This is a genomic window from Pseudomonas sp. TE21435 (assembly GCF_056279265.1).
This window is the reverse complement of sequence record NZ_JBWBQZ010000001.1, coordinates 720,850-732,017: the sequence shown is the minus strand read 5'-3', so window position 1 is coordinate 732,017 and position 11,168 is coordinate 720,850. Positions and strand designations below refer to the sequence as shown.

Genomic DNA, 11,168 nt, shown 5'->3' with positions numbered 1-11,168 from the left:
CGCTGCGCCCCAGGATGGGGCGTTCAGCGCGGTCCTCCCGGGAGCAAGACCGGAGTGAGGGAACCCCGGAGCGAAGCGCAGGGGCCGTATGAATGGAGCGAGCGGCTTTGGTTACTTTGGCCAAGACCAAAGTAACCCGCCGTAAGGGCGGAAAGGTGAATAAGCGTCGACATCGCATATGAATGCGCATACAACTATCAAAACAATTAACCAAACTTAGAAACGAAAAACCAAAAAACCATGACAAACTAACCCATCTCCCCCAGCAAGGCCCCACCCACCATGCTCCACCGCCTGGCCGCCGACACCCTGGTCCTGTTCCACCTCTCGTTCATCCTGCTGGTCCTGTTCGGCGGCCTGCTGGTGCTCTGGCGCCGCCGCGCCCTGCTGATCCACCTCCCCGCCCTCGCCTGGGGCCTGGCCGTGGAAGGCCTGCACCTGGAGTGCCCTCTGACCGACTGGGAAAACCACCTGCGTAAAGCCGCCGGCGACGCCGGCTACCACGGCGGTTTCGTCGAACACTACATCTGGCCCGTGATCTACCCCGCCGGCCTGACCCCACAGATCCAGCTGTGGCTGGGCACCATGGTGCTGGCGCTCAACCTCGGCATCTATGCCTGGGTGCTCTGGCGCCTAACGCGTGGCCACCACAAATAGCCGCGGGAACGGCAACAACACCCGACCGTCGCTGGCCGCCGGGTAGTCATGTTGCATGGCCTGCAGGTACAACTGCAGAAAACCCGCCTGCTCCTGCTCATCCAGCCGCGCCAGGTAAGGCCGCAACGCCGATCCCTTGAACCACTCCACCACCGCCTCGGCGCCACCGATCAAGGGGTGGTGATAGGTGGTGCGCCACACATCCACCCGCGCGCACAAAGGGCTGAGCAGGTCGTAATAGAAACCTGCGTTGTGCCGCGGCGGCAGACTGAAGTCAGCGAACTTGTCAGCCCAAGGTCCTTGGCTGGCTATCTCGCGCAAGCGGCGATGAGCCGGCTCGTCGAGGTTGTCCGGCGTCTGCACGGCCAGGCTCGCACCTTCGTTCAGCTGCCGTACCAGATGCGGATAGAGGCTGGCATGGTCCGGCACCCACTGCAGCGAAGCGTTGGCAAGAATCAGGTCCTGGGGCACCTGGGCCGCCCAGCCGGCGATCTCGCCAATCTCGCAACGCACCCGTGGAATACTCAACCGTGGCCGCTGCCGGGCCTTGTCGACCATGTCCGGATCGCTGTCCAGGGCGACGACCTGCGCATCGGGGCAACGTTGCAGCAACACTTCGGTGGAGTTGCCCGGACCGCAGCCAAGGTCGGTGGCGTGGCGCACCGGGCGCGTCGGCACGGCGGCAAGCAGGTCGCGTACGGCGCGAGTGCGTTCGTCTTCGAACAGCGAATACTGGGTGGCGGACCAGGACATGGGACACTCCTTGTAGGGCAATTGCGTGCAGCATAAGCCATGTCGGCACCCCACAGCGTAGGGATGATCCGATTGGCGCAGGCGAAAACGGAAACGGCCGGTCCCTTGACGGGTACCGGCCGTTGCGCGCGGCGCTACCGCAGTCAGTGACGCTTGGCGGTACGCATCTGGTGCACCACGCCCATGGCCACCACGATCGCCGCAGCGATACCGGTGGAGATCACCAGGATCTGGTAGTCAGGCATGAAGGCCATGGTCACCAGCGCCGCCACGATGAACACGATCACCAGGTAGGTCAGCCACGGGAACAACCACATCTTCAGGCGCACTTCCTTGCCCTCGGCCACCAGCTTGCGGCGCATGCGCAGCTGCGAGAAGGCGATCACCAGGTACACCAGCAGGGCGATCATGCCGGTTGTGTTCATCAGGGTTTCCAGCACGTCTTTCGGGCGCAGGGTGTCGCTGAAGTTGATCAGCGCGCAGAACACCGCCACCAGGCACGAGCCGATGATCGCGTTCACCGGTACGCCGGTGCCGGTACGGGTGAACTTGAACAGACGCGGCGCGTCGCCACGCTGGGCCAGGGAGAACAGCATGCGCGAAGCCGTGTAGTGGCCGGAGATCAGGCAGCTGCTCACCGAGGTCAGCACCACGAAGTTCATCAGCAGCTCGGCATAGGGCACGCCCAGCAGCTCGAGGGTGCGTCGGTAGGCGCCATAACCGGAGACGCCCAGGTGCGGGTCGTTCCACGGCACCAGGCAGACGATCAGGAAGATCGAGCCGACATAGAACAGGCACACCCGCCAGACCACCGAGTTGGTCGCCTTGACGATCTGGGTGGCCGGGTCCTTCGCTTCGGAGGCGGCGATGGTGACGATCTCGGCGCCGAGGAAGGCGAACATCACCCCCAGCAAGGCGCCGATCACCGTGGTGATGCCGTTGGGCATGAAGCCTTCGGCGGTCAGGTGGCTGATGCCGCGCACCTCGCCGAACTGCCAGACGTTCATCACCGCGGCGGTGCACACCACCAGGAAGCAGACGATCGCCACCACCTTGATCAGCGCGAACCAGAACTCGAACTCGCCGTAGTGCTTGACGTTGAAGAAGTTGACGGTGATCAGCAGCAGGGTCGTGGCCAGCACGAACACGTTGACGCTCACGTCCGGGAAGAAGCCGTGCAGGATCTTGCCCGCCACGTAGGCCTCCCAGGCCATGAGGATCACCCAGTACCACCAGTACAGCCAGCCGATGGTGAAACCGGCCCAACGGCCAATGGCGCGGTCGGCGTAGGTGGAGAACGAGCCGGTGTCCGGCGAGGAAGTCGCCATTTCACCCAGCATGCGCATGATCAGCACCACCAGGATGCCGCCGGCCAGGTAAGCCAGGACAGCGGCCGGGCCGGCGCTGTGGATCACGCTGCCGGAACCGACGAACAAGGCGCCGCCGATCACCCCGGCGATGGACATCATCGTCAGGTGGCGCGACTTGAGCGAGGCACTGAGCTTGCTCTCGTGCCCATCCTTCGCGGTGGTGGATGTGGATGTTGCGTCCATCAGTTATTTACCCCGTGCTTCTTTTTATCCAAGGAAAAACTGTGAAACCCCGATGGTTATCGGTCTCACCTGTACATCAGTGCTACTGCGGGCAGGGAGGTGTGCGCGAGCACACGCAGGCCATCCGTGGCGGCCTGCTTACGCGGCCAGAGGCGACCCTCTGGACGAACTGAACCATGCTGGGGACGGACGAGCAGCGTCCGGCCACGCGGGAAGAAGGTGCGAGGCGGACCTCGACGGTAAAGCAGCGATGTTGTGATTATTCATGGCGCTGTCATGTGCTGTGTTGGCTATATCTGACACGTAATGTAAAAATGTCGAACACATTGAGCCATGCACAGCGGCATGAAAAACGCACTGCACTGTACAGGCCGCCGATGCAATACACCCGCTGTGCCCCGCAGGCGCCTGGCGTCCCGCACACCTGAAGGCCCCCGAATGCTCCAGCTACATCCGGACTCCTCCACCCCGCTGGTCAACCAGATCATCGACGGCTTGCGCGCGCTGATCGACGACCAGACCCTCAAGCCCGGGGCGAAGGTCCCGTCGATCCGGGCGTTCGCCTCGACCTACTCGGTGAGCACCTTCACCGTGGTCGAGGCCTACGACCGCCTGGTGGCCCAGGGGTTGCTGGTGAGCAAGGGCAATGCGGGGTTCTTCGTCAATCGTGCGGCCAACGATCTGCTGGACAAGCACTCCGTCGAGGCCGATACCAGCCGCCCCACGTTCAACTCGGAATGGTACCTGCAGCAGATCTTCGAGATCCGCCAGCTGCCGTTCAAACCGGGTTGCGGCTGGCTGCCCAACGACTGGATGTACGAAGAAGGCTTGCGCCGTGGCCTGCGCCAGGTCGCCGGCAGCCCGCTGGAGCTGTCCGGCTACGGCGACCCCATGGGCCTGCCGGAATTGCGCGCATTGACTGCGCAGAACCTGCAGCAGGAACTGTCGATCGTCGCCAACCCGGCGCAACTCATGCTCACCCACGGTGCCAGCCAGGCCCTGGACCTGGCCGTGCGCACCCTGGTGCGCCCCGGCGACGTGGTGCTGGTGGACGACCCCGGCTACCCCAACCTGATGAGCATCCTGCGCACCCAGGGCGCCACCCTGGTGGGCGTGCCGCGCACCCCGGCCGGCTACGACCTCGACCAGCTCGAGCGCCTACTGGCCCACCACCGCCCCACGGCCTTCTTCACCCAGCCGCACCTGCACAGCCCGACCTGCTCGCGCACCCCGCTGGCGCAGCTGCACCGCCTGTTGCAGTTGGCCAGCCAGCATGGTTTCCGCCTGGTGGAGAACAACCTCTACGCCGACATGATCGCCGACCCGCAGCCCTGCCTGGCGAGCCTCGACCACCTGCAGCAGGTGGTGTACGTGGGCAGCTATTCGAAAAGCATCTCGCCCAACGTGCGCGTCGGCTACCTGCTGGCCAACCCCGAGCTGACCCAGCAACTGCTGCACCTCAAGATGCGCTCGGGCCTGACCACCTCGCAGGTGATGGAGCGGGTGGTGTACGCCGCGATCATCGACGGCCGCTGGCGCAAGCACCTCAAGCGCCTGCGCCAGCGCCTGGCCGAGGCGCACCAGGAAGTGGGCCGGCACCTGCATCGGCTGGGTTTCGAGCTGTTCATCGAATCGGATGAGGGGATGTACATCTGGACCCGCCATCCGGCCATCCCCGACAGCGCCGCGCTGCTCGACGATGCGCTGGAGAAAGGCATCATGCTCGGGCCCGGGCAGTTGTTCATGGTCGATGCCAAGGCCACCGGGTGGATGCGCTTCAACGTGGCGTTCAGTACCGACCCGGCGATGTGGGAGTTGCTGGAGAAGGTGTTGGTGAAGCATGTACGCCGGGGCGGGGTGTGATACCCGTACCAACGTAATCGCGGGACAAGCCCGCTCCCACCGTTGCGATACAACCTGTGGAAGCGGGCTTGCCCCTCGACAGGCTTAACGCCAATCGCGCTCTTCGCCGAAGAATGCCCGCGCATTCGCCTCCAGGCTCTCCAGGTGGTACCCGCCTTCCTGCACGATCAGGCACGGCAAACGCAACCCACGAATCTGTTCACCCAGGCAGGCGAACCCTTCGGTAGTCACCGCCACCTTGCTCTGCGGGTCCAATTCGTAGATATCGAAGCCCAGCGAAAGCACCAGCACCTCGGCGTCGAAGTCCTTCAGCGCTTGCAACGCAACCTCCAGCTGCGCCATGAAGTCCGCTTCACTCGCCCCGTGGGCCATCGGCAGGTTGAGATTGCAGCCCTCTCCTGCTCCACTACCGCGCTCGTCGGCAAAGCCCGCTACCCCAGGATAGAAATTGGTCGGGTCACCGTGCACAGAGACGTACAGCACGTCGTCCCGCTCGTAGAAAATCTCCTGGATGCCCTGCCCGTGGTGCATGTCGGTATCCAGGATCGCCACGCGCTGGTAGCGCCTACGCAATACCTGCGCTGCTACGGCGGCGTTATTGAGGTAGCAGAAGCCACCAGCAGCGTCGTACCGGGCATGGTGCCCCGGCGGACGGCACAGGGCATAGGCGGCGGGTTCGCCATCAAGGATGGCCTGGGCCCCGGCGACGGCGCTCTGTGCCGACCAGTAGGCCGAACGCCAGGTGTGCTCCCCCACCGGGCAGCTGCCATCGGCCAGGTAGCGCCCGGCCTGGGCAAGAATACCGCGCAGGGCGTTGGGTTCGCGGACGAAGATGTTGGACATCACCTCGTCGCCCCAATCCTCGGGCACCTCCTTCCAGCGCGCATGGGCTTCTTCGAGGAACGCGAGGTAGGCCTCGCCATGCACGGCCTTGAGCGGTGCCAGGCCGGCATCCTCGGGTTTGCGGATATCGAAGCCAAGGTCCTTGGCGGAATGCAGCAGGCGTTGGGCGCGCTCGGGGACTTCCTGCGGGGTGCGCATGGCGCCGCGCGAATAGTAGCTGCGCGGGTGGTGGAGCAGTTGTTCAGGGTGGAAATAGCAGCGCATCAGGCTTCTCCTTCGACAACCTGGCCGGCACGGGCCAGCACGGCGTTGAGCAATACATCGGCGCCCTGGCGGGCATCCTCGGGCAGCACATCCTCGGCTTCGTTGTGGCTCAGCCCACCAACGCAGGGGATGAACACCATCGCCGTGGGGCAGTAGCGTGCCAGCAGGATCGCATCATGGCCGGCGCCGCTGACGATGGACTGCTGGCTGTAGCCCAGGCCATCCACTGCCCGCTGCACGGCGGCCACGCAGTCGGCGTCGAACGGCGTGGCCGGGCTGACCCAGTGGCGCTCGATGCGCACCGCCAGGCCACGCTGGCCGGCGATGGCCTGCAACTGCAGGCTGATATCGCGCTCCATGGCGTCGATGGCCTCGTCGCGGTGGTGGCGCAGGTCGAGGGTGAAGCGCACCTGGCCGGGGATGGTGTTGCGCGACGACTTGGCGATGCTCAGCTCACCCACTGTGGTCAGGCCCTCGGGGGCGAAGTCGCTGGCCAGCTGTTCGATGGCCTGGATCATCCGTGCCACGCCGTACAAGGCGTCCTTGCGCAACTTCATCGGCGTGGTGCCGGCATGCGCGGCCATGCCCTCGACAGTCACGTCGAGCCAGCGGATCGCCTGGCCGCCGCTGACCACACCGATGCTCCTGGCGTTGTCCTCGAGGATCGGGCCCTGCTCGATATGCGCTTCGAAATAGGCGTCCACCTTGCCGCCCAGCGGGCGTTGGCCGGCATAACCCGTGCGCGCCAGTTCATCGGCGACGCTGATGCCGTCGGCATCGCGGATCGCCAGGGCCTGGGCCAGCGGCAAGGTGCCGGTGAACACCGCCGAACCGAACATGGCCGGGGTGAAGCGGGCGCCCTCCTCGTTGGTCCACACCGCGACTTCCAGCGGTTTGCGGGTACGGATACCCAGGTCGTTCAGGCGGCGCACCACTTCCAGCCCGGCCAGCACGCCGTAGACGCCGTCGAAACGCCCGCCTTCGGGCTGGGTGTCCAGGTGGCTGCCCATCATCACCGGCGCGGCATGCGGGTCGCTGCCTTCGCGGCGGGCGAACAGGTTGCCGATGGCGTCCACGCTCAGGCTCAGCCCGGCCTCGCGGCACCAGCGGCCGAACAGTTCACGCCCGGCCTTGTCCTCGTCGCTCAGGGCCAGGCGGCAGCTGCCGCCACGGGCGGTGGCGCCGATCTCGGCCATGGCCATCAGGCTCGCCCACAGGCGATCGCCATTGCTTTTCAACATTGCGGATACTCCAGATTCAGGCCAGCTCGAGCTGCCGGCCAAGGGCGTAGCGGCGCGCCAGCGCCAGCACGCAGACCAGGGAAGTGCAGGCGATCAAGCTGTAGAAGACCGCCATCGGCCACCATTGGCCGCTGAAGCTGTGGGCCAGCCAGGTGCCGATCAGCGGGGTCAGGCCACCGGCGATGGCGCCACACACCTGATAGGCCAGGGAGATGGCGGTGTAGCGCACGCGGGTGGCGAACATGCCGCTGACGTAGCCTGCGATCACTGCGTAGAACGACGCCATGCACGCCGCCGCCAGGGCGATGCCGAGCACGATCAGCGGGCCTTCGCCGCTGCTCACCAACACGAACATCGGGTACGGCGAGGCCATCGCCAGCAGCGCCATCAGGGCCAGGAAGCGCGTGGCGCCGAGCCGCTCCGACAGCCACGCCGCCAACGGCTGCACGCAGAACTGGATGATCGCCACGAAGAACAGGCATTCGAGGATCAGCGAACGCTCCAGGTGCAACTGCTGGGTGGTGTAGCTGATCATGAAGGTATTGGTGAAATAGACCCCGGCGATGCCCAGGGTGTTGGCGCCGATGCACAGCAGCAGCGGCCGCCAGGCGCTGCGCAGCACTTCCAGCACTGGTGCCTGCTCCTTGCGCCGGGTCTGCTCGGCCTGCTCGCGGCTGGCGAGAAACTCGGGCGACTCGTTGACCCCCAGGCGGATTGCCAGGCCCACCAGCAGCAACAGCGCGCTGGCCAGGAACGGCACGCGCCAGCCCCAGCTCATCAGGTCTTCTTCCGGCAGGCGGGTGACCGCGCTGAAAGCCAGCAGCGACAGGATCAATCCTGCCGGGCTACCCAGCTGGGCGAACGAAGCGAAGAAGTTGCGCCGGCCCTTGGGCGCATGCTCCCCGGCCATCAGCACCGCCCCACCCCACTCGCCACCCACGGCGATGCCCTGGACCACGCGCAACAGGACCAGCAGCACCGGCGCGCTGGCGCCGATCTGCGCGTAGGTCGGCAGCAGGCCAATGGCGACGGTGACCACACCCATCATCAGCAAGGTGATGATCAGCGATTTCTTGCGCCCGATACGGTCGCCGATATGGCCGAAGATGATGCCGCCCAAGGGCCGGGCGAAGAAGCCCACGGCAAAGGTGCCGAAAGCAGCCATGGTGCTGAACAGGCTGTTGTCCGAGGGGAAGAACAAGGCACCGAACACCAGCGCGGCGGCGGTGGCATAGATGTAGAAGTCGTACCACTCGATCATGGTGCCGATGAACGCGGCGGCGGCGGCACGGCGCGGTTGGGGCGAAGCGGCGGGCTTCATAGGGTGGCTCCTTTGGTTGTTTTTCTGGCAGGAGTTGTCGGGTCACGGTGGCGCTCTGGCGGCGCCTGGGTCGGGCTCCGCGAAGAGGCCCGCACTGCTGGAGATCATTCATCGCGGGCGCCTATAATTCAATTTTCTATTTATTATTCGAATTATTAACCACGCTTATCATCGAGCCCGACCATGCCCGACCGCCTGCTCAACGACCGCCTCGACTGGAACCTGCTGCGCACCTTCCGCGTCATCGGCCAGGAACTGTCGATCAGCCGCGCCGCCGCCCGCCTGCACCTTACCCAGCCCGCCGTGAGCCAGGCGCTCAAGCGCCTTGAAGAGCAACTCGGGCGCCAGCTCATCGCCCGCCGTGGACCGCGCTTCGTGCTGACCGAGGTGGGCGAGCAGCTGTTCCAGCTGGCCGGCGAGGTGTACGGGCAGATGTCGCAGATCGGCGGCCTGCTGGAGCAGCCGGCGGACGAACTGGTAGGCAAGGTGCGGCTGTTGATGATCAGCCGTATCGTCAGCGAACGCTTCGACGACTTCCTCGCCGACTTTCACCGCCAGCACCCGCGGGTAGAGCTGGAAATCGACGTGATGCGCAGCTCCGACATCGTCGCCGCCCTGCAGGAAAAAACCGCCACCGCCGGCCTCAGCCTCAACCGCCGGCCCCAGCCACGGCTGGAGCAGCGGTTGTTCCTGCGCCAGCGCTACGCGTTCTTTTGCGGCAAGCACCACGCGCTGTTCGGCCAGGCCGAAGGCGACCTGCAGCGGGAGAATTTCGTCAGTTTCACCAGCGACCAGATTGGCGGCATGCTCTCGCCGCTGACCATCTTCCGCGACCAGCAGGGCTTCGCCGGGCGCATCGTCGCCTCGTCGCCGAGCCTGGAAGAGGTGCGCCGCCTGGTGATCGCCGGCTTCGGCATCGGCTGCCTACCCGAGCATGTGGTGGCGCCGGATGTCGACGCGGGGCTGTTGTGGAAACTGCCGCCGCAGGAGGGCATCGCCGACGTCGACATCCACCTGTTGTGGAACAAGGACCAGCGTATGAGTCGAGCGGAAAGCCTGTTTATCGAGACCTTGCTGTCGGCCGCCACATCTGTGATCTAGCGGCAATCCTATAGGCGATCAGCGGCCGAGCGGTAGGCTTGCCCACGTTCGCGCTTACCTATCGCCACGACCACGACAACCACCCGATCATCCTCGACGCGGTAGACCACCCGATAGCCGCTGGCCTTGAGCTTGATCTTGAAATGGTCAGGCAAATCACGCATTGCATCCGCCCCAACCCTGGGGGAGAGCAGACGCTCCTTGAGTTTTCTCCTGGCTTGCTCGCGCACGGTGTGCCCAAGCTTCTTCCATTCTTTCAGCGCCGAAGGCAGAAACTCGAGCTTATAAGTCATCCAGTTCGACCGGGATGCCTTTCTCTCCCGCACGCGCCTTTACCAATGCCGCAAGTTCCATGTCTTCCAGTCGCTCCATCATCGCCTCGTAGAGTTCAGCGGGCACCATGTAACCCATGACGCGATTATGGTTGAGAACGGCCACCGGTTTCCCCTGCGCATCGGCCATCACCGCCGTAGGATTCTTCTTTAGTTCCGAGACGCTGACGGTCACGTCGGCAAAGATGTTCTGCATATCGATCGCCCTCATTCAAGAGCCATAGATTGGTCTGAATTCAGGTCTTTTTCAAGCCGGCGTGCCATAGGTCTATCGCCTACAGGCTATGTGATACCCCGGCAACCCGTGCCCGCCCCAACCAGACATACGCCAGCGCCAGTAACCCCAGCCCCAGCACGGCGAACACCGCCACCACCACCTGACTGTAACGCGCCAGCAGCGCCGGGAACCCCGTCACTTCACGAACCACCTGGATATCGGCACTGCCATCGGCATCGCGAATGCTGATCCCACCCTGGCGGATCTGCGAGTAGTCGGCGTCGAAGTACACCCAGACCTTGCTCTCGTTCACCCCGTCAATAGCCGGCAGGTCGATGCTGCTGGTCGGCGTCGGCACCAGCGTGTCGTTGCCGGCCGCATCGCGTACCTGCACCAACCCCTTGGCCGGCAGGCGAATGTGCACGGCCTTGAGCGGTACACGGGAGGGATTGGACAGCTCGATGAGCAGACCGGTGCGGTGGTCCACCAGGCCGGCCTCGAAGGGCCTGGCGAACAGGTGCAGATACGGCGCCTGGGCCAGGTCGACCAGCTTGTCGATCTGCGGGTGGCTGAGCGCGCCTGTGCCGATCTCGCTGATCTGGGCATGCAGCCGCTCGTACTTGAGCAGGTCGTTGGCCTGGCTGATGCGCTCGTTGAACTGGCCCGGGTAGGTGAGATGGGCGTAGGTCAGGCGCGCCTGCAGGCGGTCGTCGTCGCGCAACGTCATATAGAGCGTGGCGGCAACGGCAACCAGGGCCAGCAGGCCCACCAGGGATTTACCGACTTTCTCCCAACTCACCTTGAAGGTTCCTTGTTTGATGGGCGTGACGAGACGCAAGGCAGGCAAGGGTGCCAAGAACACCGGTTTCGGGCAAGGCCTGGCTGCCTGTGGCGACACTATCGCGGGGCAAGCCCGCGACAGGAGCCTAGCCCACCTGGTGTTCGTGAAGTGGGGAGCATTCCCCACCCAGCCCTGGGTGTCTATCCCCAGGTTTGTGGCAGTTGCCCGAGCGTGTCTCATTC

Annotated in this window: 11 protein-coding genes; 3 read left to right on the top strand and 8 right to left on the bottom strand. The window is 64.8% G+C overall.

The window, feature by feature from the left end:
- Positions 1 to 282: 282 nt before the first annotated feature.
- Positions 283 to 657, top strand: a complete 375-nt coding sequence (locus ACZ9C1_RS03395; RefSeq protein ID WP_476253586.1) for a DUF2784 domain-containing protein — start codon at positions 283 to 285, stop codon at positions 655 to 657.
- On the opposite strand, the gene tam is transcribed toward ACZ9C1_RS03395, so the two are convergent.
- Positions 634 to 1,431 (bottom strand): trans-aconitate 2-methyltransferase, encoded by a 798-nt coding sequence (gene tam / locus ACZ9C1_RS03390; RefSeq protein WP_256659305.1) that lies wholly within the window; start codon positions 1,429 to 1,431, stop codon positions 634 to 636. The genes ACZ9C1_RS03395 and tam overlap by 24 nt on opposite strands.
- Before the next feature lie 122 nt (positions 1,432 to 1,553).
- Complete coding sequence (locus ACZ9C1_RS03385; RefSeq protein ID WP_046856038.1) at positions 1,554 to 2,963, bottom strand: amino acid permease; 1,410 nt, start codon at positions 2,961 to 2,963, stop codon at positions 1,554 to 1,556.
- 438 nt (positions 2,964 to 3,401) lie between these two features.
- On the opposite strand from ACZ9C1_RS03385, the gene ACZ9C1_RS03380 reads away from it, so the two are divergent.
- Entirely contained in the window at positions 3,402 to 4,826 is a 1,425-nt protein-coding gene (locus ACZ9C1_RS03380) for an aminotransferase-like domain-containing protein (RefSeq protein ID WP_277503507.1), read from the top strand.
- An 84-nt stretch (positions 4,827 to 4,910) separates the two neighbouring features.
- On the opposite strand, the gene ACZ9C1_RS03375 is transcribed toward ACZ9C1_RS03380, so the two are convergent.
- The 3 genes from ACZ9C1_RS03375 to ACZ9C1_RS03365 are packed head-to-tail and all read right to left on the bottom strand — an operon-like array spanning position 4,911 to position 8,495.
- Positions 4,911 to 5,933 carry a histone deacetylase family protein gene (locus ACZ9C1_RS03375; RefSeq protein ID WP_476253585.1) on the bottom strand — a complete coding sequence of 341 codons (1,023 nt, stop codon included), beginning with the start codon at positions 5,931 to 5,933 and terminating at the stop codon, positions 4,911 to 4,913.
- On the bottom strand, positions 5,933 to 7,174 hold the full coding sequence (locus ACZ9C1_RS03370; protein ID WP_102685411.1) for a Zn-dependent hydrolase: 1,242 nt from the start codon (positions 7,172 to 7,174) through the stop codon (positions 5,933 to 5,935). The genes ACZ9C1_RS03375 and ACZ9C1_RS03370 overlap by 1 nt, the downstream gene beginning before the upstream one ends.
- A 16-nt stretch (positions 7,175 to 7,190) precedes the next feature.
- Entirely contained in the window at positions 7,191 to 8,495 is a 1,305-nt protein-coding gene (locus tag ACZ9C1_RS03365; RefSeq protein WP_198754865.1) for an MFS transporter, read from the bottom strand.
- 183 nt (positions 8,496 to 8,678) lie between these two features.
- Here ACZ9C1_RS03365 and ACZ9C1_RS03360 point away from each other — a divergent pair, with 183 nt between their 5' ends.
- A complete protein-coding gene (locus tag ACZ9C1_RS03360; protein WP_277503499.1) occupies positions 8,679 to 9,596 on the top strand; it encodes a LysR family transcriptional regulator in 918 nt (305 codons plus the stop codon).
- Positions 9,597 to 9,604: 8 nt separating this feature from the next.
- On the opposite strand, the gene ACZ9C1_RS03355 is transcribed toward ACZ9C1_RS03360, so the two are convergent.
- From ACZ9C1_RS03355 to ACZ9C1_RS03345, 3 genes are all read right to left on the bottom strand, one after another.
- Positions 9,605 to 9,889, bottom strand: coding sequence for a type II toxin-antitoxin system RelE family toxin (locus tag ACZ9C1_RS03355; protein ID WP_046856044.1), 285 nt, complete (start codon positions 9,887 to 9,889; stop codon positions 9,605 to 9,607).
- On the bottom strand, positions 9,879 to 10,124 hold the full coding sequence (locus tag ACZ9C1_RS03350; RefSeq protein WP_046857823.1) for a type II toxin-antitoxin system Phd/YefM family antitoxin: 246 nt from the start codon (positions 10,122 to 10,124) through the stop codon (positions 9,879 to 9,881). Before ACZ9C1_RS03350 ends, ACZ9C1_RS03355 begins: the two co-directional genes overlap by 11 nt.
- A gap of 79 nt (positions 10,125 to 10,203) precedes the next feature.
- Positions 10,204 to 10,944: a hypothetical protein gene (locus tag ACZ9C1_RS03345; RefSeq protein ID WP_277503493.1), complete on the bottom strand. Its 741-nt coding sequence runs from the start codon at positions 10,942 to 10,944 to the stop codon at positions 10,204 to 10,206.
- Between the last annotated feature and the right edge of the window lie 224 nt (positions 10,945 to 11,168).